Source organism: Arthrobacter sp. A5, from assembly GCF_051131705.1.
Taxonomy (GTDB): Bacteria; Actinomycetota; Actinomycetes; order Actinomycetales; family Micrococcaceae; genus Arthrobacter_M.
The window spans coordinates 241,019-265,415 of sequence record NZ_CP180316.1 but is presented as its reverse complement, the minus strand read 5'-3'; the positions used below and the strand labels follow the sequence as shown (position 1 = coordinate 265,415).

The 24,397-nt window shown below is 64.9% G+C and carries 23 protein-coding genes and 1 pseudogene; 8 read left to right on the top strand and 16 right to left on the bottom strand.

What is annotated here, in order from left to right; translation table 11 throughout:
• Positions 1-4: 4 nt before the first annotated feature.
• The 4 genes from ACLLJI_RS01250 (at position 5) to ACLLJI_RS01235 (ending at position 2,471) form a co-directional block, all read left to right on the top strand.
• Positions 5-202: a hypothetical protein gene (locus tag ACLLJI_RS01250; protein ID WP_434616983.1), complete on the top strand. Its 198-nt coding sequence runs from the start codon at positions 5-7 to the stop codon at positions 200-202.
• Positions 203-263: 61 nt separating this feature from the next.
• Positions 264-467 (top strand): hypothetical protein, encoded by a 204-nt coding sequence (locus ACLLJI_RS01245; RefSeq protein WP_434616980.1) that lies wholly within the window; start codon positions 264-266, stop codon positions 465-467.
• Between the two features lie 374 nt (positions 468-841).
• Positions 842-1,459 carry a DUF47 domain-containing protein gene (locus ACLLJI_RS01240; protein WP_434616977.1) on the top strand — a complete coding sequence of 206 codons (618 nt, stop codon included), beginning with the start codon at positions 842-844 and terminating at the stop codon, positions 1,457-1,459.
• A 1-nt stretch (position 1,460) separates the two neighbouring features.
• On the top strand, positions 1,461-2,471 hold the full coding sequence (locus tag ACLLJI_RS01235; RefSeq protein ID WP_434616974.1) for an inorganic phosphate transporter: 1,011 nt from the start codon (positions 1,461-1,463) through the stop codon (positions 2,469-2,471).
• Between the two features lie 138 nt (positions 2,472-2,609).
• On the opposite strand, the gene pstB is transcribed toward ACLLJI_RS01235, so the two are convergent.
• The 4 genes and pseudogenes from pstB to ACLLJI_RS01215 all read right to left on the bottom strand — a co-directional run bounded on the left by pstB (position 2,610) and on the right by ACLLJI_RS01215 (position 6,926).
• Positions 2,610-3,389, bottom strand: coding sequence for a phosphate ABC transporter ATP-binding protein PstB (gene pstB / locus ACLLJI_RS01230; protein ID WP_283558810.1), 780 nt, complete (start codon positions 3,387-3,389; stop codon positions 2,610-2,612).
• Between the two features lie 14 nt (positions 3,390-3,403).
• The gene (gene pstA / locus ACLLJI_RS01225) at positions 3,404-4,504 is read right to left on the bottom strand and encodes a phosphate ABC transporter permease PstA (protein WP_434616970.1); all 1,101 of its coding nucleotides are present in this window, start codon (positions 4,502-4,504) and stop codon (positions 3,404-3,406) included.
• Between the two features lie 212 nt (positions 4,505-4,716).
• Positions 4,717-5,718 (bottom strand): annotated as a pseudogene (gene pstC / locus ACLLJI_RS01220) (phosphate ABC transporter permease subunit PstC); the annotation flags it as partial.
• Positions 5,719-5,807: 89 nt separating this feature from the next.
• A complete protein-coding gene (locus ACLLJI_RS01215; protein WP_434616967.1) occupies positions 5,808-6,926 on the bottom strand; it encodes a phosphate ABC transporter substrate-binding protein PstS in 1,119 nt (372 codons plus the stop codon).
• Positions 6,927-7,219: 293 nt separating this feature from the next.
• On the opposite strand from ACLLJI_RS01215, the gene ACLLJI_RS01210 reads away from it, so the two are divergent.
• From ACLLJI_RS01210 to disA, 3 genes are all read left to right on the top strand, one after another.
• The gene (locus ACLLJI_RS01210) at positions 7,220-8,347 is read left to right on the top strand and encodes an FUSC family protein (RefSeq protein ID WP_434616964.1); all 1,128 of its coding nucleotides are present in this window, start codon (positions 7,220-7,222) and stop codon (positions 8,345-8,347) included.
• A 69-nt stretch (positions 8,348-8,416) separates the two neighbouring features.
• Positions 8,417-9,847 carry a DNA repair protein RadA gene (gene radA / locus ACLLJI_RS01205; protein WP_434616961.1) on the top strand — a complete coding sequence of 477 codons (1,431 nt, stop codon included), beginning with the start codon at positions 8,417-8,419 and terminating at the stop codon, positions 9,845-9,847.
• Positions 9,848-9,921: 74 nt separating this feature from the next.
• Entirely contained in the window at positions 9,922-10,995 is a 1,074-nt protein-coding gene (disA, locus tag ACLLJI_RS01200; protein ID WP_434616958.1) for a DNA integrity scanning diadenylate cyclase DisA, read from the top strand.
• Between the two features lie 55 nt (positions 10,996-11,050).
• Here the strand turns inward: disA and ACLLJI_RS01195 are convergent, their stop codons facing one another.
• Positions 11,051-11,740, bottom strand: a complete 690-nt coding sequence (locus tag ACLLJI_RS01195) for a hypothetical protein (protein ID WP_434616955.1) — start codon at positions 11,738-11,740, stop codon at positions 11,051-11,053.
• Positions 11,741-12,186: 446 nt separating this feature from the next.
• Here ACLLJI_RS01195 and ACLLJI_RS01190 point away from each other — a divergent pair, with 446 nt between their 5' ends.
• Entirely contained in the window at positions 12,187-13,149 is a 963-nt protein-coding gene (locus ACLLJI_RS01190) for an A/G-specific adenine glycosylase (RefSeq protein ID WP_434616952.1), read from the top strand.
• A gap of 44 nt (positions 13,150-13,193) precedes the next feature.
• Here the strand turns inward: ACLLJI_RS01190 and dhaM are convergent, their stop codons facing one another.
• The 11 genes from dhaM to ACLLJI_RS01135 all read right to left on the bottom strand — a co-directional run bounded on the left by dhaM (position 13,194) and on the right by ACLLJI_RS01135 (position 24,310).
• Complete coding sequence (dhaM, locus tag ACLLJI_RS01185) at positions 13,194-13,943, bottom strand: dihydroxyacetone kinase phosphoryl donor subunit DhaM (RefSeq protein ID WP_434616949.1); 750 nt, start codon at positions 13,941-13,943, stop codon at positions 13,194-13,196.
• Entirely contained in the window at positions 13,940-14,611 is a 672-nt protein-coding gene (dhaL, locus tag ACLLJI_RS01180) for a dihydroxyacetone kinase subunit DhaL (protein ID WP_434616946.1), read from the bottom strand. Before dhaL ends, dhaM begins: the two co-directional genes overlap by 4 nt.
• Positions 14,612-14,629: 18 nt before the next feature.
• Complete coding sequence (gene dhaK, locus ACLLJI_RS01175; RefSeq protein WP_434616943.1) at positions 14,630-15,631, bottom strand: dihydroxyacetone kinase subunit DhaK; 1,002 nt, start codon at positions 15,629-15,631, stop codon at positions 14,630-14,632.
• A 234-nt stretch (positions 15,632-15,865) separates the two neighbouring features.
• Complete coding sequence (locus ACLLJI_RS01170; RefSeq protein WP_434621054.1) at positions 15,866-16,042, bottom strand: CsbD family protein; 177 nt, start codon at positions 16,040-16,042, stop codon at positions 15,866-15,868.
• Between the two features lie 142 nt (positions 16,043-16,184).
• Positions 16,185-17,321 (bottom strand): FUSC family protein, encoded by a 1,137-nt coding sequence (locus ACLLJI_RS01165; RefSeq protein WP_283558821.1) that lies wholly within the window; start codon positions 17,319-17,321, stop codon positions 16,185-16,187.
• A 68-nt stretch (positions 17,322-17,389) separates the two neighbouring features.
• Positions 17,390-18,454, bottom strand: coding sequence for a dienelactone hydrolase family protein (locus ACLLJI_RS01160; RefSeq protein WP_434616939.1), 1,065 nt, complete (start codon positions 18,452-18,454; stop codon positions 17,390-17,392).
• Positions 18,455-18,566: 112 nt separating this feature from the next.
• Positions 18,567-19,688, bottom strand: coding sequence for an enolase C-terminal domain-like protein (locus tag ACLLJI_RS01155; RefSeq protein ID WP_434616937.1), 1,122 nt, complete (start codon positions 19,686-19,688; stop codon positions 18,567-18,569).
• 1 nt (position 19,689) lies between these two features.
• A complete protein-coding gene (locus ACLLJI_RS01150; protein ID WP_434616935.1) occupies positions 19,690-21,483 on the bottom strand; it encodes a thiamine pyrophosphate-requiring protein in 1,794 nt (597 codons plus the stop codon).
• 78 nt (positions 21,484-21,561) lie between these two features.
• The gene (locus tag ACLLJI_RS01145) at positions 21,562-23,199 is read right to left on the bottom strand and encodes a GMC family oxidoreductase (RefSeq protein WP_434616932.1); all 1,638 of its coding nucleotides are present in this window, start codon (positions 23,197-23,199) and stop codon (positions 21,562-21,564) included.
• A complete protein-coding gene (locus ACLLJI_RS01140; RefSeq protein ID WP_434616929.1) occupies positions 23,199-23,855 on the bottom strand; it encodes a gluconate 2-dehydrogenase subunit 3 family protein in 657 nt (218 codons plus the stop codon). The genes ACLLJI_RS01145 and ACLLJI_RS01140 overlap by 1 nt, the downstream gene beginning before the upstream one ends.
• Positions 23,852-24,310 (bottom strand): hypothetical protein, encoded by a 459-nt coding sequence (locus tag ACLLJI_RS01135; RefSeq protein WP_434616926.1) that lies wholly within the window; start codon positions 24,308-24,310, stop codon positions 23,852-23,854. The genes ACLLJI_RS01140 and ACLLJI_RS01135 overlap by 4 nt, the downstream gene beginning before the upstream one ends.
• Positions 24,311-24,397 lie beyond the last annotated feature (87 nt).

The window sequence follows — 24,397 nt, the reverse complement described above, 5'->3', positions numbered from 1 at the left end:
TCAAATGGAGAAACTGACCGCCACAGAATTGGAGGGACAGAGCGTAGAGCTGCTCCCCTCACGGGAGACTCTGCTCCTGAACTTCAACATCAACTGGGCGAGCGTCATGGCGCACAATACGTCGACCGCAGTCAACGCCATGACCCTGTTCTCGAACGCCTCGAGCGAAGCCGGGCAGGACATTTACGTCGACCAATACTGATAGTCCGGAGGCCGGGTGCCTTGTAGGCCAGACACCCGGCCACACAGAAAGGTGAAGCGCCATGACGGCATCATCTGCGCTGTGCTCCATCGATCTCGATGCCGAGACCGCGGAGCTGCTACCCAGCCGCGAAACCCTGTTCCTGGACTTCAATTTCAATGTCGCCCCTGTGATCGGTGTCAATCTGGCACTGGCCCTCAACGCGGCGACTATTGGTTCGGTGGCTCAGGCGGGAGCGTGGCAGAACCTCTTCTCCATGCACTAGCATCCGATGGGTTTTGCCGACACGGGCGGCGGGTACAGCACCGATCAGGTGGTAAACCCGCCGCCTTTGTGTATCCGGTTCTGTTGACATGGAACCGCCAACGTAGAACACTGAAGGTGGTGTCGGACTGCGGAACCCCCGGGCTCCATCTTCTAGCCGCTTCGAGCGGCCTAACGCCGAGAGGCGCTCTCAGTCCGGCACCACCTTTATGCCCCAAACGGGCCGCCACGACTCTCCGATGCCCATCGGATACCCCTGATTGCCGGTGATACCGGATTCCGCGGGTGCGGGCGCCAGCAAGTAATGTTAGGGCACAGCCCCGGCTTCGATAGCCGCTCCTTGGGCAGCCGGCAGATCGAATCGGGAAGGTATCCATGAAACTGCGCCTCTTCCCGCAGGAAAGGGCAGGGCTGCGAATCCTGTCGGCGATGGCGCAGGAAATTGTCCTCGGTGTGCACACCCTCTACGAACTGCTCGGAGCTCCCGCCTCCGAGTTTGGGCCGTTGGCGGAGCAGATGCGCCAGCACGAAGCGGCCTCAGGCAATCTTCTGGTCTCACTGTTGACGCATATGAGAACCAGTTTCATCAACCCGCTGCCCCGTGAAGATCTTTTTGCACTGGCCCGGTTCCTCAACGAGGCGATCGAAAAGCTTGCCGGTGCGGCGGAGCTGATCACACTGAACAAACTAGAGCGCATCCCCGCGCGTGCGTCGGACCAGCTGGAGGTTATTGCACGCCAGGCCGAGCTCACGGTGGAGGCGATGGGCCGGATGGACAATCTGGAGGAACTCGAGGACTACTGGATCCAGGTCCTGCGCCTGGCCAAGCGCGCCGAGCACACGCACCGGGTCTTCGTCAGCGAGCTGCTCCGGGACCACAAGCCGGTGGCCTATGTACGCTACCGGGACGTCGCCGATCAGCTGGTCAACGTCACCAGGGACATGCGCCAGATCGCGACCCAGGTAGGCAGCATCATCGTCAAGGAATCCTAGCTTGGCCACCGCTTTCCTGCTCGTCGTGGTGATCCTGGCCGCCGGTTTTGCGTTCCTGAACGGGTTCCGTGATGCTTCGTCCGCCGTCGCCATTGCCGTTCGTAACCGTTCCTTGACGCCCAGCATCGCTGTCCTGCTGGCCGGCTTCTTTAACCTCGCCGGCGCCCTGCTCAGTGGCTCCTTTGCCGTGGCGGTCGGGGGGAGGTTGTTCAGCCTGCCGCGGGGAACGGCCGGTCTGGCCCTGCTGGCCGCTGCGCTCACTGCGGCCTGCCTGTGGGGCGTTTACCAATGGCGGCGGGGCTACCCGTCGTCTTCCACGCATGCGCTCATCGGTGGGCTCGCCGGCGCATCCTCGGCATCGACGCTCGTCGGTGAACAGCCGCTGCACGGACTGGACTCCACCCTGCTGACACTGGTGGTCCTTCCGCTGCTGCTCTCGCCCGTAGTCGCCTTCGCATTGTCATTCCTCACGGTCTATCCCGCAGTTTGGGCGTCGCGGCATTCGCAGCCGAGTTTCGTCAACCGTCGGGTCCGCCGGGTGCAGGCGGTGGGGACGGCGGCCGTCGCCTTCGGTCACGGCCTGCAGGACGCTCAACGGACGGCGACGGTGCTGCTGTTGGCGCTGGCGGCGGCCGGGCTCGGCGGCACGGGCGCGGTACCCGCCTGGGTACTGATTTTTTCCGCCGTTCTGCTCGCCGCGGGCACGCTGACCGGCGGCTGGCGCGTCTCTTACACCCTGGGCAGCCGGCTGGCCAAGATCGACCCGATGCGGGGCATGGTGGCGCAGCTGGTCAGCTCCGTACTGCTTTTCATCGGCGCCATCGGGCTGCATCTGCCGCTGTCCACCACTCATACGGTGACGTCGTCAATTATCGGCGCCGGCCTTAACCAGCGGTTCTCGGTGACCAACGGCCGGCTTTGGCTGCGGATTCTGCGCGCTTGGGTGGCCACCCCCATCGCCGCGGCGGTGCTGGGCGCGATCCTTTACCTCGCAGTCTCCCCACTGATTTAGCTTGCGGCAAAAGTGGCGCAGACTTGGGGCCCTCCGGTGCGCTGGAGTATCTCCTGCGTAGATCCGGCGCCCAACGATGCGCGGCACGGTGCGCTTCCCGGTGCACGACCGGCCCACAACCGGAAAGAGCCGGGAACCCTAGCCGAAGCGGCCGGAAACGTAGTCCTCGGTGGACTTCTGCATCGGGTTGTTGAAGATCGTGGTGGTCTCCGCATACTCGATCAGCTTCCCCGGTTTTCCGGTCCCGGCGATGTTAAAGAACGCGGTCTTGTCCGAAACCCGGGCGGCCTGCTGCATATTGTGCGTCACAATCACCACCGTGAAGCTGTCCTTGAGTTCATTGATCAGATCCTCGACGGCCAGCGTGGAGATCGGGTCAAGAGCGGAGCACGGCTCATCCATCAACAGGACCTGCGGCTCCACCGCTATGGCCCGGGCGATGCACAGACGCTGCTGCTGGCCACCGGAAAGCCCCTGGCCGGGCTTTTCCAGCCGGTCCTTGACCTCATTCCACAGATTTGCGGCGAGGAGGGACTTCTCCACGAGATCGTCTGCGGCGGACCGTGAGATGCGCTTGTTGTTCAGCCGCACCCCGGCCAGCACATTCTCCTTGATGGACATGGTGGGAAACGGGTTGGGGCGCTGGAAGACCATGCCGATCTGGCGGCGGACCGTCACCGGGTCAACACCGGCGCCGTAGAGGTCGTCGCCGTCCACCAGCACCTGGCCCTTGACGTGCGCACCCGGAATCACCTCATGCATCCGATTCAAGGTCCGCAGCAGGGTCGACTTCCCACAGCCCGACGGACCGATGAAGGCCGTGACGGATTTCGGGGCGATGTCGATGCTGACATCGTGGACGGCCAGAAAATCCCCGTAGTAGACATCAAGGTCTTTGACATTCACGCTCTTGGACATGTTCTTCCTTCTAACTACCGTGAGGTTTTGGGCGCGAAGATCATGGCGATGATCCGCGCCATCAGATTCAGGACAACCACCAACAGCACCAGCAGCAGCGCCGCGCCCCACGCCTGGTTGTTGGACAGATCGATGTCCTGCCCCGGGAACTTGTAGCCGGTGTACGCCATCACCGGAAGCGTCTGCATGGGGCCCGAAAGGGGATTGGCATTGAACGAATCAGTAAAGCTCGCCGCCATGAAAATCGGTGCGGTCTCACCGATCACCCGGGCAATGGCCAGCGTGATCCCGGTGGCGATACCCGCTATCGCAGTGGGAATAACGATCCGCGTGATGGTGACGTATTTTGTTACGCCGAGGGCGTACGACGCCTCGCGCAGATCCGCCGGCACGAGCCGCAGCATTTCTTCACAGGAACGCACGACCGTCGGAATCATCAGAACCGAAAGGGCGACGGCGGCGGACAGTCCGCTGAATGCCTTCGGTCCCAGCAGTAAGGTGAAGAGCGAGAACGCAAACAGGCCGGCGACAATGGAGGGGATGCCGGTCATCACATCGACCAGGAAGTTCACCGTGCGGCGCAGCCAGAAGGTGGGATGGGCGTATTCGACCAGGTAGATGGCCGTCAGCAGACCAACGGGCACGGAGAACAGCGTGGCCAGGCCGGTGATCTGCAGCGTTCCGACGATCGCCTGCAACGCGCCGGAGGAGGAAACCAGTTCGAGGGTATCCGGATCAATATGGGCCGCTCCCCCTGAGGTGCTGATGAACTCCCAGCTGAGGATACCCAATCCCTTGCTGACGACGGTCCACAGCGTGGACACCAGTGGGGCCAGAGCGAGGATAAAAGCCGTACAGACCAATCCACTGACCAGACGGTCCAGCGCCTTCCGCCGATTCTCCTTCATCAGGGAGAGCGAATAAATGGCAATCAGGTAGAACACCCCAGTGAAAACCAGCAGACCAAACCAGTTGAAACCGATCAGACCCTGGAGCGCTGCGGCAAGGATAAAGCCACCGATTACGGTGTAGAGCGTGGAGCGCTTCGGCAGCTGCCCGGTGGTCAGGCGGTTACGCACAGCAGGGAGCCTCGCGGATTCGGTGGCTGTGGTCATGGCTGGTCTCCTTCGGAGCGCTTGTCGAGGCCTGCTCCGAACCCGGCACTCACGGCGGTGCGGGCCGCCGCGACATCCCCGTCGGCACCGTCGTAGCCGTCGTCGCCGAGGCGTTCCTGCCGGTGAGCGGCCAGCGGGCTCAGCATCGCGTCATCCTCTGCATCCGCTGCAGATACGCCGTCGCCCCGTCCCGGGTCCAAACCCCGCGGGTTGCCGGCGTCGCGGACTTTTTTCCGGCGCGGCTTGGCGTTGACGATCAGCCGGGCCACCATGTTCACCGCCAGCGAAATGACGAACAGCACCAGTCCGGTCCCGATCAGCGCATCACGCTGAAGTCCGGTGGCTATCGGAAAGTTCAGGGCAATGTTGGACGCAATCGTCTGCGGGTTCTCGCCCTCGGTGATCAACCGGAAGGAGACGACAATGGCCGGGGAAATGATCATGGCCACGGCCATCGTTTCACCCAGCGCTCTTCCCAATCCCAGCAGGATGGCGCTGACCACGCCGGACCGGCCGTACGGGAACACGGCAAGCCTGATCATTTCCCAGCGGGTGGAACCCAGCGCCAGCGCCGCCTCCTCATGCAGTTTCGGGGTCTGCAGGAATATTTCACGGGAGATGGAGGTGATGATCGGCAGGACCATTACCGCCAACACCACCGCCCCGGTGAGAATGCTGGACCCCGTGGAGGTGACACTGCCACTGAAGAACGGAATCCAACCAAGGTAGGCGTTGAGCCACTCCTGCAGGGGCAGCAGAAACGGACGCATCACCATGATGCCCCAGAGCCCGTACACCACGGAGGGCACGGCGGCCAGCAGATCGATGATGTAGCCGAGGAAGTTGGCCATCTTCCGCGGGCTGTAGTGCGAGATGAAAAGCGCGATACCGATCGCTACCGGAGTCGCCATCAGCAGCGCGAGAACCGAAGCCCAGACCGTGCCAAAGGCAAGCGGCCCCACATAGGACCAGAAGCCGGAAAACCCACCCGTGACGCCAGTCTTCAGATCGGGATTGGTGGTCCAGTTCGCACCTATCGCCGGGAGGGCCCGGATGATCAGGAACAGCGCCACTCCGGCCAGAATGACCATGATGGACACGGCGGCCGAGGTGCTCAGGAACTTGAAAACCCGGTCCGCCGGCCTGGCCCTGGCGGTAACCCGCCGGGCCGGAACAACTGCAGAAGAAGTGCTCACGTCGCGCTTTCTTTTCACCAGTGCTGGATAACTGCGAACCGGGGCAGTCCGGCCGGCCGGACTGCGGGCGGCCGGACTGTGCAGTTCGGTTCGGTTCGGTTGGGAGACTAGGAAACCGTCTTCAGGGTTTCCCGGATCTTTTCGGCCAGGGCCGACGGGAGCGGCGCCGAGCCTGCGTTCTTCGCCGCAATCTTCTGTCCCTGATCGCTGACAACGTAGCCGATGTACGCGGCGGCCAGCTTGGCCTGGGCGGCGTCCTTGAACGTGGTGCACAGGATGTCGTAGGAGATCAGCGGGATCGGGTACGCATCCCCGGTGGTCAGCTTGGTGTAGTCAATGTCCTGGGACAGGTCACCTGCCACGCCGCTCTTGGCCGGGGTCACAGCGGTGGCAACGGCCTTGGTGACGCCGTCCTGGCTGAAGGAAACGTACTTGTCGCCGGCCTTGATGGCAGCAGCGCTCAGGTCGCCGATCGCGCTGTGGTCTGCGTAGCCGATGGTGCCGTCACCGGCCTTAACCGTGTTGACGACACCGGAACCGCCCTGCTGGGCCGAAGAGCCGGCGACCGGCCATTTGTTGCTGACCGGTGTTGTCCAGACGGCAGGAGCCATCTGGTGCAGATAGTTGGTGAAGTTCTGCGTGGTGCCTGAGCCGTCCGAGCGGGTCACCGTGGTGATCGTCGTCGAGGGCAGAGTGACTCCGGGATTGTCTGCCTTGAGGGCGGCGTCGTCCCAGGTCTTGATCTGCTGCGTGAAGATCTTCGCCAGCGTCTCGGCCGAGAGCTGGAGCTTGTCCACGCCCTTAAGGTTGAACACGATCGAGACACCGTCCAGATAGACGGGAAGGTTCACCGCACCTCCGGTGCCGCAGACAGCCTGGGCCTTGGTGGCCTGGTCGACGGAGAGATAGGCGTCCGAACCGGCGAAGTCGTAGGAGCCGGCGGTGAAGTTGGTGACACCGCCACCGGATCCCTGGGATTTGTCATAATTGACTGCCACTTTCGCGGCTTGGGCCTTGAACCCGGCACTCCAGGCGGCCTGGGCATTGGCTTGAGCGCTGGAACCGCCGGCGGTGATGGTCCCGGACAGGGAGCCATAGTCCGCGGCGGCCGAAGACGCAACCGGCGAGGATGACGTGGCGCCAGTGGAGCTGCCGCCGCAGGCGGTCAGTGCGAGAGCGCCGGCCGCGATTACTGCCGCGGTCTGGCCAAAGCGAAGAGCCTTCACTAATTTTGCCCCTTCCAGGGAATAGCTGACAATTGGTCCAGTGTGGGAATCCGGGACATCATCGCGTAAATCGAGTTGTAGAGCCGGGCCAATCTATTGATCAATCAATAAATCGACCGAGCCAGGGATTCAAGCCGGCTCCGCGATGACGAACGGCGTGGCTTGCCGCTCTCCAAGCTATGCGCCTCAGGTAACGGGACGGTCGGTGGAAGGTGAACGGCCGGTGAACAGCGGCCGGACGTTTGCGGACCGCCCCCGGCGTTGGGCAGGGAGGCGGCACTTAGACTTGCCACATGCCAAATCCCAGGGGAGCAGCCGCCCCGCTGCGTTATCTGCGGGTCCAGACCCGTGTAGGGCTGCGGCGCAGCTCGGCCTCCCTGCGGCCCGCGCTGCAGATGACGGTCTGCGCCATCGGCGCCTATGCCTTCGCCGAATATGTGCTGGGCCATGCCGGCCCCCTTTTCGCGGCCACGTCCTCCCTGATCGCACTGGGATTCTCGCGCGAGGCACGGCTGCGCCGAGTCCTGGAAGTCGGCATCGGCTGTACTCTGGGAATCGTCGTCGGCGATCTGCTGCTTACCTCACTCGGATCGGGGATCTGGCAGGCCGCGCTGGTGCTTTTCCTATCCATAATGCTGGCACGTTTCCTGGACGGCGGAGTCATCTTCACCACACAATTAGCGCTGCAGTCCGTACTCGTCGTACTCCTTCCTGCGCCCGTCGGCGGTCCCTTCACCCGCAGCCTGGACGCCCTTGTCGGCGGTTGTTTTGCCCTGGCCGTCGCGTTCCTGACGCCGTCTGATCCCCGTCGGGAACCAAAAAATGATCTGCGGAAGCTGCTCGATGAACTCTCCCAGGTGCTCCGCGGCTGCTCCAACGCGCTGATCTACAGTGACTCCACCCTGGCCTGGCACGCATTGGTCCGGGCCAGGGGCACCCAGACGCTGCTGGATTCCATGCGGACGTCGCTGAAGTCCTCGAAGGAGGTGGCGAGGCTTTCGCCCGTCTTCCGGCAACACCGCGGAGAGATCCACGAACTGTCGCACACCCTGGGCTTTGTGGACCTGGCATTGCGCAACAGCCGTGTCTTTGCCCGCAGACTCGCCAGCGCCATCAACAACGCCGCCCTCTCGGACGAGGGGACCGAGTACATTTCGGAGGTCCTGACGGAGACCGCGGACGCGGTGGATGAGCTGGTCATTGCCTTGTCGGACCCGGCCGCAACCCTCCGCTCCCGGTACCTGCACAATGCCCGCAGGTCCCTGGCCGCCGTCGCGTCCCGGCTGCATCCCGACCAGCTCGGAATCCAGCGGCTCGAAGGCGAAACCGTGGTGATGCTGTTCCGCCCGCTGATGGTTGACCTGCTGGAGGCTGCGGGCATGGACCACAGGGAAGCCCGGGACGTGTTGCCGGAAATCTAGCCGGCCGACCACGGGTGCAGGTCTGTACTGAGTCGGTGGGCTGTCGGTGGGCACCGTTACGCTGGTTGAATGGCAACAAAATCGCTCCGGTCCTCGCAGGGTTACAAATGTTCCGAATGCGGCTGGACCACGGCCAAATGGGTGGGCCGCTGTGGCGAATGCCAAGCATGGGGAACAGTGGAGGAAACAGGCGTCGGTGTTGCACGGACGACGACGGCGACGGCGGTTGCGGTGCCGGCCCGGAAAATTGCGGAGGTGGATGCCACCAAGGCGGCGTATCTGCCCACCGGAGTACCCGAGCTGGACAGGGTACTGGGCGGCGGCGTAGTCCCGGGCGCGGTGATTCTCCTTGCCGGCGAGCCCGGCGTCGGGAAATCCACCCTGTTATTGGACGTTGCCGCCAAATTTGCCCGCAACGAGGACCGCACGGAGGTCCGGGACGTGCTGTACATCACCGGTGAGGAATCGGCGGCCCAGGTCAAGCTGCGCGCGGACCGGATCGGAGCGGTCGCGGACACGCTCTATCTGACTGCCGAAACCGATCTGGGGACGGCGCTTGGCCAAGTGGAGGCACTGACGCCGAAACTGCTGATTATTGATTCCGTTCAGACACTGAGCAGCGCTGCGGTGGACGGCAGCGCCGGCGGGGTCTCGCAGGTCAGGGAGGTCACGGCCTCCCTGATTGCCGCTGCCAAACGAATGAATATGACCACCCTGTTGGTGGGCCACGTGACAAAGGACGGCTCAATTGCGGGCCCGCGTTTGCTGGAGCACCTGGTGGATGTGGTCTGCCAGTTCGAGGGCGAACGGCATTCCCGGCTGCGGCTGGTCCGGGCCGTCAAGAACCGCTTCGGTCCCACCGATGAAGTTGGTTGTTTTGATCTCACCGAGCATGGCATTGTGGGGCTGGCTGATCCCAGCGGGCTGTTCGTTTCCCGCATTAAGGACCCGGTCTCCGGCACCTGCATCACCGTCACGCTTGAGGGCCGCCGGCCGCTGCTGGCCGAGGTGCAGTCCCTGCTCGCGCCCAGTTCCACTTCGCAGCCGCGCCGTGCAACCAGCGGGCTGGATTCGTCCCGGGTTGGCATGCTGCTGGCGGTGCTGCAGCAGCGGGCCGGTGCCGATCTGACCGGCGAGGACAGCTATGTCGCCACTGTCGGCGGGGTGAAGCTGACCGAGCCGGCCATGGACCTGGCCATTGCGCTGGCCGTCGCTTCCGCCAAATCCAGAGTGGCCATCTCGGCCCGACTGATCGCCTTTGGTGAAGTGGGGCTGGCCGGGGAGGTGCGTCCGGTTCCAGGCATTAACCAGCGGATCCAGGAGGCGCACCGGCTCGGTTTCACGCACGCAATTGTGCCGGGCAGCCCGAACGGTCCGGGGACCATCCCCAAGGGATTTTCGGTGAAGGAGGTCCACCATCTTGCCGAAGCGATGGACTTGCTCTTTCACGGTGCCGCCAAGGAACGTAAGGCAGTTCCGCTTCAGGACAGTGATTTCTGACCGGCATATCCCACTATTATTGGCCATGTGACTAACGCGGAAGAAGCCGCGCGCACCGCGGAAGGAATATGGCGATGGCCCGGAGTCCCGAAGAAGCCCTCAAGGCCACGTTGGCCCGGGTTGCGCCCGGAACGCCGCTGCGCGACGGCCTGGAGCGGATCCTGCGCGGACGGACGGGCGCACTGATAGTCCTTGGCTCCGATCGCACCATCGATCAGCTTTGTTCCGGCGGTTTCGAGATCGGCATTGAATTTTCCCCCACTCGGTTGCGCGAACTGGCCAAGATGGACGGCGCCATCATCTGCGACAGAGATGCGAACAGGATTCTTCGCGCGGCCGTCCAACTGGTTCCGGATCCCAGCATTGAAACGCAGGAATCGGGCACCCGGCACCGCACCGCGGAGCGCGTGGCCATCCAGACGGGCGTGCCTGTTGTTTCGGTGAGCCAGTCCATGCAGATAATTGCCCTGTATGTTCACGGCCTGCGTTATGTGCTCGAAGGGTCGGAGAAGGTGCTGGCCCGCGCGAACCAGGCCCTCGCGACCCTGGAGCGTTACCGCTCACGTCTGGACCAGGTCACCAGCTCCTTGTCGGCCCTGGAGATCGAGGCCATGGTGACCGTCCGCGACGTCGCTGTGACACTGCAGCGCCACGAGATGGTGCGGCGGATCTCAGAGGAAATCGCCCAGTATGTTCTCGAACTCGGAGTGGACGGGCGGCTTCTGTCCCTGCAGCTTGACGAGCTTACCGTCGGCCGCGGACCGGGCAGTGAAATGGTCATCCGCGATTACTCCGCCTCCAGAACATCCGCTGAGATAGACGCCGCCGTCACCGCACTGCAGGAGATCGGGCCCACCGAACTGATCGATCTGAGCAGGATAGCGAACATAGTCGGTCTTACGACTGGCTCCGAGTCGCTGGAGGCGATCATTCAACCGCGCGGCTATCGTCTGGTGTCCGGTCTCAAGGCGGTTCCTCGGGCCGTTGCCGATAGGCTGGTGGATCATTTCGGTGGTCTGCAAAGCCTGATGGCCGCGACCATTGATGAGCTGATGGTTGTCGACGGCATCGGCGAACAGCGCGCCCGCACGGTGCGCGAAGGGCTGTCCCGGATCGCCGAGGCCAGTCTGCTGGACCGGTTCCTCTAACCGCCGCTGCGGTCGCGGCCGCGGTCACCGTTGCGGTCGCCGCTCCGGCTGACCCTTACTGCAGCTGAAACGGGACCTTCGCGCTGGACCAGGTGCCCAAAGTAGCGGTCAGCATGTAATAGGCTCCCCCACCGCCGGGAACAGCAGCGACCCCGGGGCACCCCGCCGCCGAACGGATCCGAGACCAGGGAAAATTGGCTGATTCGGACGCGCCCGGGGCGATGGTCCTAACCAGATCGGTGGCATCCGCTTGGCAGTCCTTGGAGGAGAAAATCCTGTCCTTGCCGCTGGTGATCAGGAATTCCATCTGGCTGGTCCCCACATTAACGGTGCACGGCACCTTCGAGCCGTTTGTCACCTTGAGGGTCAGCAACGGATCCTGCCCCGCGGGGTAAACGGTCGCATCCACCGCGGCAGAAACGGTGACCAGATCCGCAGCGCAGGCCGCGGTGGCTGTGGGCGCGGATGTTGCAGCGTTGGTGGATGTTGCTGTGCCTGTAGCCGTGGCTGCCTCGCTCGGCGTGGCCCCCGCGGTGCCGGAGGCAGCCGGGGAGGATGATCCGAGGGATTGCGCCGGGCTCGGCGGCGCCGTTGAACTGCTGGCCACGGACCCGCCGGCAGCCGACAACGGATTGCTGCCCTCCCGCGACCCGAGATAGAACGCCACCGCAATGGAACCTGCCAGCACACCAAGGATGACCAGCACCAGCAAGGCCCCCACTGCCGCCCGCCGTCGTCTGAACATTACCGCCGCCGATGCGCGGGAACCAGACGCGCCGCGGGTTCCGTTCCGCACCGCCGGACGCTGCTGCGGAGTCCGCTTTCCACCCGCGCTTCCGCCGCTCGCATTATCCTCTCCAGCCATCCCTCCACTCTAGATACCTGCTCCCCCGCAGTCCCTTCACCACGCCGTTGGCAGTGCAGAAGGGGCTGTGGCAACCCTCACGAGGCTGCGGGCCGAGGAGGGGCGTCACGGTGGTGAAGACGCAGCTGTCATCGGGGGTTGTCAAGGCGGCAGCTCCGTCCTGCTTCTATAGTGCCCTGGGTACGTAGTGTTCTGCTTATGCACTGATATGCACTGATATGCACTGATATGCACTGTTCTGCGGCAGTATTCCGGAGGTGTAATGTAATCCGCATTATTGGTCCGCCAGTTATCGTACCGACAGTTATTGTTCCGAGGATATTTTGATGCACCAAGCGATCGTGAGCTGGTTCGGGCGCAACGCCCGGGATCTGCCGTGGCGCTCGGCTGATTGTTCCCCGTGGGGCGTTCTGGTCAGCGAGGTCATGCTGCAGCAGACCCCCGTGGTGCGCGTGCTCCCGGTTTGGAAAGACTGGATGTCGCGTTGGCCAGATCCCGGCTCGCTGGCAGCGGCCGCCAGCGGCGATGCCGTACGGGCCTGGGGCCGGCTCGGATACCCGCGCCGGGCCCTGCGGCTGCACGCGGCCGCGGCCGCCATCACTGCGGAGTACGACGGCGAGGTGCCCGGCTCCTATGACCGGCTGCTGACGCTGCCTGGGGTCGGCAGCTACACGGCCGCCGCCGTCGCCGCCTTTGCCTTCGGGCACCGGGAAACCGTGGTGGACACCAATATCCGGCGCGTCCAGGCCCGCCTGTCGTCCGGGCAGGCGCTTCCGGCGCCGGCGCTGACGGCGGCCGAGATGCGGCTCGCCACCCGGCTGCTCCCGGAAGAACCGGTGCTCTCTGTCAAGTGGAACGCGGCAGTTATGGAGCTCGGAGCCCTGATCTGCACGGCGCGCTCGCCCAGATGCACCGAATGCCCTGTCCGGGCCGAATGTTCCTGGCTGGCAGCGGGTGAACCCGAGCCGACCTACACGCCGAGGGGGCAGGCCTGGGCCGGCACCGACCGGCAGGTGCGCGGGGCCATGATGGCCGCCCTGCGTGCCGCCGAATCCGGTCTACAGCGTGAACTGCTCTTCGCGGCGGCACCGTCGCTTGTAACGCAAGTCCACGGGACCGGGACGGAATCCGAGCCGGATAGTGATGCACTCAGCCCGGTCGGCGCACAGCTGCACAGACTCTATGCCCTGAAGGCGGAGGAAGATCAGCTGGAACGCGCCATCGAGGGCCTGCTGCGCGATGGGCTGGCGCAGGCGTTGGACGGCGGACGCATCGCTCTCCCCCTCTAGACATGCTGACCACCCCGAACCACACCCCCATGTCACCCGGCGCCCTACATCTCGCCGAAGCCGCGCTCCACCTCGGACCGCACCAGGTCCACGGCCTTTCCGGCGTCCGGACCCGTGGCCCGGACCCGCAGCCTTGATCCCATTCCCGCGGCCAGAGTCATCAGCATCATCACCGACTGCCCGTCCACGTCATTGATGCTGATCTCCACGGCCAGGCCGCCAAGCGCACCGGCCAGCGCCGCGGCCGGTCGAGCGTGGAGCCCCATCGGGTTGATCAGCAGCAGGTCGGCGCAGACGGCGTCGTCGCCGCCTTCCCCGCCCTGCCCTGCGCTCGCTTCCGTCCCGGAACCCGCGGCACCGGGACCGCCGAGGCCATCCGAGCCACCTTCGGCCGGGGCGACGACCGCAGGTTGCCAGGCTGTCTCGGCAGCCTTGCGGACCGCGTCGAGCCCGGCGCCGGACTGAGCGGCAACGGCGGCGGCAACGGCTCCCTCAACCAGTGGCGCATCGGCCAGCGCCGCGCTCAGCGGATCACCCATAATCTCCAGAGCCGATTCGGCGGTCATTACGGCTGAGCCCAAATCCGTCAGGATCAGGACGCCATCACCCGAATCCGCAGCGTCCAGCGCGTCCATGATCCGTTCCAGTGACGTGCCTATGCGGGCGGCTCCGACGGCACCATCCGTCCCGCCGGCTGCCACAATTCTGACCCCGGACGCCATCTGGGCCGCCAGTTCCACCACGCCGAGGGCCAGTTTCTCGCTGTGCGAGACGATCACCAGTCCCACACTCATGCGGCATCCCGGCCGGGGCGCCCGGCTGCGGGTTGATTCGCGGCATCGGCGGCCGCGCGCAGGATCAGCGCCGATGAGGCAGCTCCGGGGTCACGGTGTCCGGCACTCCGCTCGCCCAGATAGCTTGCCCGTCCCTTCCGCGCGGTCAGCGGATCGGTGGCCACCGCCCCCGCTTCGGCGGCCGCCGCGGCCGCCTCGAGGACCTCCACCACCCCGTCTCCAGCGGCCACGGCCGCGGCGGCCGCGGCGGCCGCAGGCGACCAAGCGTCTACCATTGTTTTGTCCCCCGCAGCGGCCTTGCCGCGCGCGACGACCCCATCGCGGGCGGCGGTCAGCGCGGCAGCCAGCAGAGCCGGATCCAGCTCTGCCGCATCCCCGGACGCCGTTGCGGCGCGCAGGAATGCCGTGCCGTACAGCGGACCGGCCGCACCACCGACTTTGGACATCAGCGCCATCGCCGCGAGCTTGAAGACTGCGCCCGGTGTCTGCGGCGTCTCCACAGCCAGTTTTTCCACGATCGCGCTGAAGCCCCGGTCCAGATTTTCGCCGTGGTCACCGTCCCCGATGGCCCGGTCCAGTTCGCTGAGGTCTATCCGGTGGTCGGCCACCACCTCCGCGGCGGCGCGCAGCCAGCTAATGGCCCAGCGGGAGTCCAGGCCCGCGCTCATGCCGGCGCTGTCCATCCTTCAGGCCCCCCAGCGCAGGGCGGCGGTATGGACAGGTGCGTCCCACAATTCCGTCATCTCGTCATCGAGGTGCAGGACGGAGATTGAACAGCCCTGCATTTCAAGGGCAGTGATGTAATTGCCCACCAGTGAACGCTCCACACTCAGGCCCGCTTCGCCGAGCACTTTCACCGCATGCCGGTAAACGATGTAGAGCTCGCTCAGCGGTGTGCCCCCCATTCCATTGACGAACAGCAGCACCTTTTCGCCCCGGCTGAGTTTGAGATCCGCCAACACCGGTTCCAGCAGCCGGTCCGTGATGCCGTCGGCGTTTTCCATCGGGATCCGGTGGCGCCCCGGTTCCCCGTGTATGCCGATCCCGATTTCAATCTCGCTGTCGGAAAGCTCAAAGCTCGGCACACCGGCGTGCGGTACGGTGCACGCGGCCAGAGCCACGCCCATGGTGCGCACATTGGCGTTGACGCGCTGGCCGACGCCGGCAACCGCGTCCAGCGCATCCCCGCGCTCGGCCGCCGCGCCGGCGATCTTCTCGACCAACACCGTGCCTCCCACGCCGCGGCGCCCCGCCGTATACAGCGAGTCCTCCACGGCGACGTCATCATTGACCAGCACCGTGCGCACGTCCACGCCTTCGGCCTGGGCCAGCTCCGCGGCCATTTCAAAGTTGAGCACGTCACCGGTGTAATTCTTGACTATGTGGACGACGCCGGCGCCGGAGTTCACCGCCAGGGTCGCCGGAAGTATCTGGTCCGGTGTGGGGGAGGTGAAGACCGCTCCAGGTACGGCGGCGTCCAGCATCCCGGTCCCCACGTAGCCGGCGTGCAGCGGCTCATGGCCGCTTCCGCCGCCGGAGACCAGCCCCACCTTGCCCGCCACGGGCGCATCCTTGCGCATAATAAAGATGGGGTCCGGATGAACCGTGACCAGATCGGCGTGGGCGAGGCCGAAACCCTCGACGGATTCGACGACCACGGCTTTCGGGTCATTTATGAGCTTCTTCATTGCGGGACTCCTCGCTGGCTCCGGCGGTCACACTCCCGGCTTTGCCGAGAATGGCCGTTCTTGAACCCTACCTGCCACCGCAGACCTTGGGTAGATCCGTTGGGCAGGGCCGGGGGTCCGTACCGGAGCGCACGGCGGCGGGCCTCCATCCGGGACCCGCCGTCGTCGCACTTTAACCCGGCCGCCTATAACCGGCCACGGTTAACCTCCCGCGGCTGTCGCGCGGCCGCAGGCCTAGTCCTTCTTGAACTCGTCCTTGACGTTCTCGCCGACCTTCTTTGCGTCCGCACTTACCTGATCCTTCATGCCCTTGGCCTTCAGATCGTCATTGTTCGTGGCGTCGCCCGCGGTCTCCTTGGCCTTGCCGCCAAGGTGCTCTGCTTCATTCTTAATCTTGTCGCCTAGTCCCATTATCGCGCTCACTTTCGATGTAGACGATGTCCGGTTCCGCCAGCGGATCCGGTGTGCCGAGTACGACACCAAGCTCTTTCATTCTAAGCAGGTTTCGACGGTAAAGGTAAGCATGCGAAGCATTCGATGGAATTGCGGGAGCTCATTGAGGAGAGCTTCCCGGTGTGCCCTCAGCCACCCGGGAAGCGCCGGCAGCCGGCCTCGTTGCCCGGACGACCCGCAGGATACGGTGCAGGCTCATGGTCACGGACGCCGCCACACCCACTGGCTTCTGCGGTGAACCCAACCGATGATAGCGGCCGGACACGTCCTCCAGCGCGGCTTCCGCCTCCTCCAGAGCCTCGTCAGCGTCGACCTCATACCACGTGCGCAGCAGCGAGCCGGCAGCCCTCAGCGCACCGCTCAATGGCGTGCACAGCTCCGCCGGGACCGGAGTCAGTTCCGGGGTTCCCCAAATAGCATCGGCGAGCACCTCGGTGATGTCCTGGACATGGAAGGTGACTCGCTCCAGGGCGCGGACGCGGTCATAGTCCGCGCCAACGTCGCGGTCGTGGAACCGCCGGCGCGGGTTAATCTGCCGGCTCAGATCGGCGTCGGACACGGCCTGCCGGACACCGTGGGCGGCCTCGGCCAAACGGTCGCTGCGCCTGGACCAGTCCTCATGGTCCGGCGGCCAGGTCTCCGTCAGCGCCGCGCCCATGTCTTCAAGCTGGCCGGCCAGCGCCATCCGGTGCTGATCCAGGCTTGCCGCGGCCGCGTTGAGGCGCAGGGGCGGGAAAATAAGCAGATTCACCAGCAGCCCAATGACCACACCGACACCTGTCTGCAGCAGGTATCCGAAGGAAAAGTCCACGACATCGGACCCCCCGATCACCAGCACAAAGAGTGCGGCCATGGGAATCCAGTCCCGGCCCGCGCCGAGCCGGGGAATTCCTGCCAGCAGCACGCCGATCCCGATGACGACCCCTACCGTCCACGGCATCGGATGACCGAAAACCGTCAGGCCAAAGGCCAGGATTATGCCGATCAGCAGCCCGATGAGGCTCTGCAGTCCCTGCCTGGCGGACCCAGCCACGGTGGGGTACATGCTGATCAGCGCGCCGAACGGCGCGTAATAGGCGTATTCCGGTGCCGACCCTGGCATGAAAGGTGCGACATACCACGCGAGCCCGGCGGCGAGCGCGGCCTTCCCGGCCAACTGAAGCCGGACGGGCGACAGCACCGCCTTGGCAAGATCGCGGACGCGGCGGGATGTTGCTGCGGTGGAGATGTCAGGCATCGGTCCAGTATGGCAGCAGCACCCGGACGGGCGCCGAGAGCGGGCGGCCGGAATGCAGCACCGGCGCTTCAGTCATGGGCCGTCTGAGCTGCGGACCGTGCTGGCCCCAGATGCAGGCGGAAAAATTCCTCAATCCGCTGCCAGGCGTCGGCCGCGGCTTCGGGATCCGGTCCCGCGCCCAGCACCAGCTTGAGCACCGGCTGCAGCAGCCCCGGGCCGGAGGGGGCATCGTTGAGAAAGCTGTGTCCCGCCCCCGGATATGTTTTAACGTCATGGGTGATCGAGCGGGCGGTCAGAGCGGCCTCCAGCCTCGGAACGGAGCCAGCCAGCACGCGGTCCTTTCCGCCGTAGCTGGCCACCACCGGGCAGGCGCCTTCCAGCACCTCTGCAACATCCTTGGGAATCGCTCCATAATTGACCGACGCGGCGCCGAACCCGCGCGACGCCGAGACCAGCGCGAACCCGCCGCCCATGCAGAAACCGAGGACGCCGACGGTGCCGGTGCAGTCCGAGCGGTCCAGCAGCACTCTGCGGGCGGCTTCAATATCCGCAAACGCCCTGCCGCGCCCGGATCTCAGCGCCCGGAAGGTCGCGCTGAGGCAACGCCGGGGGCCGCCGGCGCTGAACAGATCCGGCATCAACACCAGATAGCCCGCGGCTGCCATTCGTGCCACCTGCCGCAGCATGACGTCATCGATGGCGAACGCCTCGTGCAGCATCACCACGGCCGGCCATGGTCCGTCCCCGGACGGGGTTGCCAGATAGCCCTGCAGTCGTGGACTCTGGTCCTCCAACAGGGAAGGAATCACGATCCTGCGGACGGCCGGCTGCGTTTCCGCCGTTCCCGTCATCGCAGGCACGGAAACGGGGCTTCCGGCTGGACGCGAATCAGCGATCCTGCGCTCCGCCTCCAGCATCGCCTCGCGGCTCACGATGTAGGCGGTACCCACGGAGGCGTCCCGCGACACCATCGCCAGCCAGATGTCCGGTGCCGGTGGGGCGCCACGCCGGGCAAAGGCCTCCCGCAGCCGCCCAGCAATAGTGCCGGGGTCGGCACCGTCCGCCTGTGCGATCACCTCCAGGATGGCCAGCTGCCGCGCAATATTATGTTGAGCTTCCTGTCCATTGCCCATTTGGGCCCTCTTCCTAAGCCTTGTTGTCCTACAGCCGAACCGCGCCGTTGTCTCAGATTAGGCCTGTTCCGTTTCCAATTCATCCGCCCGCTGATCCGGCCCGCCCGCTGATTCACCGCGTCCGGAAGTCTGCGATATCGGCCGTCCGCAGGGTCAGGCCGTTGCCCGGGGCCGCACTGTCCGGGACGAGCGCGCCACCCTGCGCATCCAAGGTGCCGTCGAAAAACATCCGTTCGATCCGGACATGATCGTGGAACCACTCCAGATGCCGGAAATTCTGGGTTGCGGCGGCCACGTGGACGCTCAGATGCGGGGCACAATGGCCGGACACCTGCAGCCCGTGCGCGGCCGCGAGCGCGGCGATCCGCTGCCATTCGGTGATGCCGCCGCAGCGCGAGACATCCAGCTGCAGACAATCGACCGCCTCCGCCTGGCACATCCGCAGGAAGTAGTACAGATCGGTGCCGTATTCCCCGGCGGTCACGTCCGCGCTGACCACTGCACGGACGTGCCGCAGCCCGGCAAGATCATCCGAGGATACCGGCTCCTCAAACCACACCACACCCAGCTCGGGTGTGGATAGCAGCAGCCGGATAGCTTGTTTGGCTGTATAGGCGCCGTTGGCATCGACGAACAGCTCAACGTCGTCGCCTATGATGTGCCGGGTCTGGCGCATCCGCTCGCGGTCCCTGAAGATGTTGGTCCCGCGGTCCTGTCCGATCTTGATTTTCACCCGCGGAATGTTCTCCCGTTCCACCCAACCGGAAAGCTGCTGTTCCAACTGGGCACTGGAATAGCTGGTAAACCCGCCGCTTCCATAGATGTCGACCCGATCGCGGACGGCTCCGAGCAGCCGATGCAGCGGTACGTCCAGGAGCCGGGCCTTCAGGTCCCACAAGGCGCAGTCGACGGCGGAAATCGCGTAGCCGACAGCGCCTGAACGGTTTGCGTTGCGCACTGCCTGCAGCATGGCAAGGGCACAGGCACCGGTGTCCAAGGCGGCCCGGCCCGTTACCGCGGGCGCCAGCAGTCCGGTGATCAGCTGGGCGCATCCGGCCGGGGCATATGTCCAGCCCAACCCCTCACAGCCGCCTGCCTGGACCCGGACCAGGACAACGGTGGTGGAATCCCAGGCAAAGGTGCCATCGGCCTCCGGGGCGTCGGTTGGCACCTCGTAGACCGCCGCCTCGAGCCCGGTGATGGCGGGATCGGCCCCCGCTGCGCCGGTGGCCATGTTAGCCCTCCTTGTGCGGCAGGAATTCCTGCAGCTTGGTTTTGACGCCTTCCTTGACGATTCCCCAGGCATCCGGATCGCCGCTGAGCATCGCCTTGGCAGAGGCCTTGGCCTCGGCGAACGTTGCGTGCGGCGGGATCGGCGGGACGTCGGGGTCAACGTGGAAGTCAAGGACCGTCGGCCGGTCCGCGGCGAGGGCCTTGGCCCACGCGCCGGCAACCGCGTCGGGCGACGTAACCACGATTCCCTGCAGTCCGAGGCTTTGCGCGAAGGCGGCGTAGTCGACGTCCGGCAGCGATTGGGATTCGGTGAACTTCGGGCTGCCACCCATTGCCCGAAGTTCCCAGGTGACCTGGTTGAGGTCATTGTTGTGCAGCACTGCAACGATCAGGCGGGGGTCCGACCATTCCTGCCAGTAGCGCTTGATGGTGATCAGCTCTGCCAACCCGTTCATCTGCATGGCGCCGTCGCCTACGAAGGCGATGGCCGGCCGCTCCGGGCAGCCGAACTTGGCTCCAATGGCGTAGGGGACGCCAGGACCCATGGTCGCCAGGTTCCCGGAAAGCGAGCCGCGCATGGCGCCACGGAATTTGAGCTGCCGGGCGTACCAGTCCGCCGAAGATCCTGAATCCGCCGTCACCATCGCGTTGTCCGGGAGCAGCGGGGACAGTTCGTGGAACAGCCGCTGCGGGTTGATTGGATCAGCATCCACCATGGCCTCGTCGCTCATGGTCTCCCACCAGCGGGCCACATTCGATTCTATTGTTTCCCGCCAGCCGCGGTCTTCCTTGCGTTCCAGCAGCGGTATCAGCGCGCGCAACGTGGCCGCGGCGTCGCCCACGATGTTCAGTTCATACGGGTACCGCATGCCGATCATTTTAGGGTCCAGGTCGATCTGGACGCCGCGGGCCTGCCCGGATTCAGGCATGAACTGGGTGTACGGAAAGCTCGAGCCGACGGTCAGCAACGTGTCACAAGCCATCATCATCTCGTAGCTGGGCCGTGTTCCCAACAATCCGATGGAGCCGGTCACGTAGGGCTGCTCGTCGGACACGGAATCCTTGCCGAGCAGTGCTTTGGCAACGCCGGCGCCGAGGAGTTCGGCAACCTGTTCCACTTCCTTCCGCGCCTCCCGTGCGCCATGCCCGATCAACATGGCCACCTTCGTGCCGCCGTTGAGCAGTGCCGCGGCCTTCCGGACTGCGGCGTCATCGGGGGAAACGGTCGGCCACACGATCCCTACGCTTGAGGGGACCATTTTGAATGCGTGCGTCGGTGCCGAATACTCCAGTTCCTGCACATCCGAAGGAATGATGATGGCGGTCACGGTGCGGTTGGCCGTGGCGATCCGGATGGCGCGGTCCAGCACGTTGGGCAGCTGCTCGGGTACCGTGACCATCTGGACGTAATCGCTGGCGACGTCCTTGTAAAGGGTGAGCAGATCCACTTCCTGCTGGTATGAACCCCCCATCGCGCTCTGTGCCGTCTGCCCGACAATGGCGACCACCGGAACGTGATCCAATTTGGCGTCGTAGAGTCCGTTGAGCAGGTGGATCGCGCCTGGGCCCGAGGTGGCCATGCAGACTCCCACCCGGCCGGTGAACTTCGCATAACCGACAGCTTCGAAGGCGGCCATTTCCTCATGCCGGGCCTGCACAAACTTGGGCTGGTTTTCAGCCCGGCCAAACGCGGCGACAATCCCATTAATCCCGTCACCGGGAAACGCGAAGACCTTGTCCACGTCCCACTCCCGCAGACGGTTCAACAGGTAGTCTGCAACCAGTTCTTTTGCCATTTTGTTTCCTCCTTCATCGGTTCTCAACTATTCCTGCCCAGTTATTCTTGGACAACTCTTTCGGCAGGGGCATGGGTTTCAGCGGCTCCGCTGAGGTGTTCTGGCAATCAGCTTTTCCGCGGCACGGGCAGTCAGCGCCATGATGGTCAGCGCCGGGTTTGCACTGCCCTGGGTGGGAAGCACGCTGCCGTCGGTGATGAGCAGGTTCGGCACCGCGAACGAGCGGCAGTCGGCGTCCACCACCCCGTATCTTTCGCCGGAGGCCATCCGCGCTCCGCCCACCAGGTGCGCGTACCGCTGGATGGTGATGACCTCGTCGGCGCCGGCGGCATGCAGGATCTTCTCCATCGCCGATTGCGCGGCCTTCATCAGCTGACCGTCGTTCTCACACTGGGAATAACTGAAATTGGCCACCGGCATACCGCGGCGGTCCTTTTCGTCCGAAAGCGTGACCCGGTTGCCGGCCAGCGGCAGGAATTCGCATAAGGCTCCCAGACAGGCCCAGTGCACATAGTCACTCATGTATTTGCGCAGTCCGGCGCCCCAGTGTCCCTGCGCGGTCACGTGCTCGGCCCAGGTGATCGGCAGCGGGGAGACGGTCTGGATCGAGAATCCGCGCTTGTAGGGCTTGGTCGGGTCCGTTTCGTAGAACTGCTCAGTACTGACTTCCGGCGGCGGTGCCTTCCACATTCGGACCTCGGACTCGAACCGGCCGGCGGTCTGCGGCGCCCCCTGCACCATCAGGTACCGGCCCACCTGGTCGAAGTTATTGCACAGTCCGTCCGGGAAGTGCTTCGACACCGAATTCAGCAGCAGCCTCGGCGTTTCAATGCTGTAACCGGCGACGGCGACCATGCTGGCGCGCTGGAAGCGCTCCTGGCCGTGGCGGAAGTAGTGCACTCCGGTTGCCCGCCCGGTAGCATCGTCGACCGCGATGCGCGTCACCATCGAGTCCGGACGCACCTCCGCGCCGTGGTCCATGGCGTCCGGTATGTGCGTGATCAGCGGCGATGCCTTGGCATTGACCTTGCAGCCCTGCAGGCAGAATCCCCGGTAGATGCAGTGCGGCCGGTTGCCGAAGCGCCCGTTGGAGATGGCAACCGGACCTACCTTGGCGGTGATGCCAGTGGCCAGCGCGCCGCGCAGGAACAGCTCGCCGTTGCCGGACACCGGATGCGGGCGGTGCGGGTAGGAATGGGGGTCGCCCCACGGCCAACGCTCCCCGGCGACCGGCAGTTCGCCTTCGATGTCCTCGTAAAACGGCTTCAGTTCGTGGTATGCCAGCGGCCAGTCGGCGCCAACACCGTCCTGGCTCAGGGTCCGGAAGTCGCTGGGATGGAAACGCGGGGTGTAGCCGGCATAGTGCACCATGGATCCACCCACTCCCCGGCCGGAGTTATTGGAGCCCAGCGGCACGGGATCTTTCCCCGAGATGACCCGGGGTTCGGTCCAGTACAGATGATGCGAGCCCGCTTCGTCGCTGACCCAGTCCTTCTCCGGATCCCAAAACGGACCGGCATCCAGGGCGACGGCGCGCCAGCCGACGCGGGCCAGGCGCTGCAGCAGGGTGGAGCCCCCGGCGCCACAACCGATGATCACGATGTCCACCTCGTCGTCGTCCTCGAAATGCCTCATGTCATTGCGCAGCGCATGGTTGCCACCCGGGCCGGCGGGCAACAGCCAGGCCGAGGCGTTTCGGTCGCGTACGGACGCCATCAGTCCTCCTCCTCCGCTCCGGGGGCGGATTGATGCCTCAACGGATCCTGCTGCGGCCGCACGTCGGCAACCTCAAAGGGTTCACGTGAATCCAGCCCAAGGTTCTTGTAGCCGCGGGGATAGGCCGGCCCTGCGAAGCCGATTTCGTCCCACGCCGCCGGGTGCGAATAAAAGGCCGTGCAGGCGTAGCGGGTCCACAGGCTCCAGATGTGCGCGCCGGAGAACTCATGCCACTGAGCCGCGTCCTGAATGTTCGTCAGGATGGCGGTCTGAGCGTCCCAGTGGACCTGACAAAAGGAAACGCCGTGCCGGGAAAAAGCGTCTTCATCAAGTGCGGACAGTGAAGCGCGCCAGGACTCCCCATCCGGCTTCATCCCGTCATAGTGCCAGCCGTCGGTTTGGTCTTCAGCCAGCCGCGCGTCCACCATGTTCACGATCGGCACCCGGGGATCCTCGCGCTGATCGAGGAGCTGATCAAACAAGGCGCGGGCGGCGGCTTCCTCCACCGGGGTGAAGTACCGCAGGTCCTGCGGAAGTCCCAACCGTGCGATCACGACGGCGGCGGTCGCCTCGTCCCAGTGTCTGGCCTGCGAGGCGGTGCTGAACCCTGGGAACCGGCCTCCGCCGGACGCCGGTTGCAACGGCAGCGCGGTCACTTTTCCCTCCGCAGAACCGCCGCGAGCAGCCCCATACCGCCTACCACAGTTACGAGCAATGGTGCCAGCAGCGGCGGCCCCATCTCCATGTTGTAGCGCAGATTGGAAAATCCCCCCGGTTTTTGGGCGATGCCGCGGGCATGCAGATACGTTCCCTGCAGCCCATTGGCCACGATCGCCGCCGAAGCAATGGGCAGTGCCGTCTTGGCCATCCGCTGGCTGAAGACGCCTGCGATCCCGGCAGCAGCTCCGACCGGTCCAAGCGCCACCGGGATCCACATCAGTTTGTTGCCGAAACTCGCCTTGTCGTGTTCAAAGAAAATCTCCGCCGCGGTGACAACGGAACCGATCGCCGTCAGGGCGGCGAGGGAACGCTCAAAGCGCCCCGTTTTGACGTTGCGGACCATCCGGTCGATGCCGTAAACGGCCTTCGCGGTAGCGCTCGGTTGTTTCATTGGTTGACCTTCCGTTTCGTATGCGCCGTTGCCGGAACATACGGCCGGCAATAGCAGCGGATGCGCAATTATTGCAATTGCGCAATT

Coding starts and splice junctions, on each gene's coding strand:
- ACLLJI_RS01250 (WP_434616983.1), top strand. CDS start 5: ATGGAGAAACTGACCGCCACAGAATTGGAGGGACAGAGCGTAGAGCTG.
- ACLLJI_RS01245 (WP_434616980.1), top strand. CDS start 264: ATGACGGCATCATCTGCGCTGTGCTCCATCGATCTCGATGCCGAGACC.
- ACLLJI_RS01240 (WP_434616977.1), top strand. CDS start 842: ATGAAACTGCGCCTCTTCCCGCAGGAAAGGGCAGGGCTGCGAATCCTG.
- pstB (WP_283558810.1), bottom strand. CDS start 3,389: ATGTCCAAGAGCGTGAATGTCAAAGACCTTGATGTCTACTACGGGGAT.
- pstA (WP_434616970.1), bottom strand. CDS start 4,504: ATGACCACAGCCACCGAATCCGCGAGGCTCCCTGCTGTGCGTAACCGC.
- ACLLJI_RS01210 (WP_434616964.1), top strand. CDS start 7,220: ATGCCAAATCCCAGGGGAGCAGCCGCCCCGCTGCGTTATCTGCGGGTC.
- radA (WP_434616961.1), top strand. CDS start 8,417: ATGGCAACAAAATCGCTCCGGTCCTCGCAGGGTTACAAATGTTCCGAA.
- disA (WP_434616958.1), top strand. CDS start 9,922: ATGGCCCGGAGTCCCGAAGAAGCCCTCAAGGCCACGTTGGCCCGGGTT.
- ACLLJI_RS01195 (WP_434616955.1), bottom strand. CDS start 11,740: ATGTTCAGACGACGGCGGGCGGCAGTGGGGGCCTTGCTGGTGCTGGTC.
- ACLLJI_RS01190 (WP_434616952.1), top strand. CDS start 12,187: ATGCACCAAGCGATCGTGAGCTGGTTCGGGCGCAACGCCCGGGATCTG.
- dhaM (WP_434616949.1), bottom strand. CDS start 13,943: ATGAGTGTGGGACTGGTGATCGTCTCGCACAGCGAGAAACTGGCCCTC.
- dhaL (WP_434616946.1), bottom strand. CDS start 14,611: ATGAGCGCGGGCCTGGACTCCCGCTGGGCCATTAGCTGGCTGCGCGCC.
- dhaK (WP_434616943.1), bottom strand. CDS start 15,631: ATGAAGAAGCTCATAAATGACCCGAAAGCCGTGGTCGTCGAATCCGTC.
- ACLLJI_RS01170 (WP_434621054.1), bottom strand. CDS start 16,042: ATGGGACTAGGCGACAAGATTAAGAATGAAGCAGAGCACCTTGGCGGC.
- ACLLJI_RS01165 (WP_283558821.1), bottom strand. CDS start 17,321: ATGCCTGACATCTCCACCGCAGCAACATCCCGCCGCGTCCGCGATCTT.
- ACLLJI_RS01160 (WP_434616939.1), bottom strand. CDS start 18,454: ATGGGCAATGGACAGGAAGCTCAACATAATATTGCGCGGCAGCTGGCC.
- ACLLJI_RS01155 (WP_434616937.1), bottom strand. CDS start 19,688: ATGGCCACCGGCGCAGCGGGGGCCGATCCCGCCATCACCGGGCTCGAG.
- ACLLJI_RS01150 (WP_434616935.1), bottom strand. CDS start 21,483: ATGGCAAAAGAACTGGTTGCAGACTACCTGTTGAACCGTCTGCGGGAG.
- ACLLJI_RS01145 (WP_434616932.1), bottom strand. CDS start 23,199: ATGGCGTCCGTACGCGACCGAAACGCCTCGGCCTGGCTGTTGCCCGCC.
- ACLLJI_RS01135 (WP_434616926.1), bottom strand. CDS start 24,310: ATGAAACAACCGAGCGCTACCGCGAAGGCCGTTTACGGCATCGACCGG.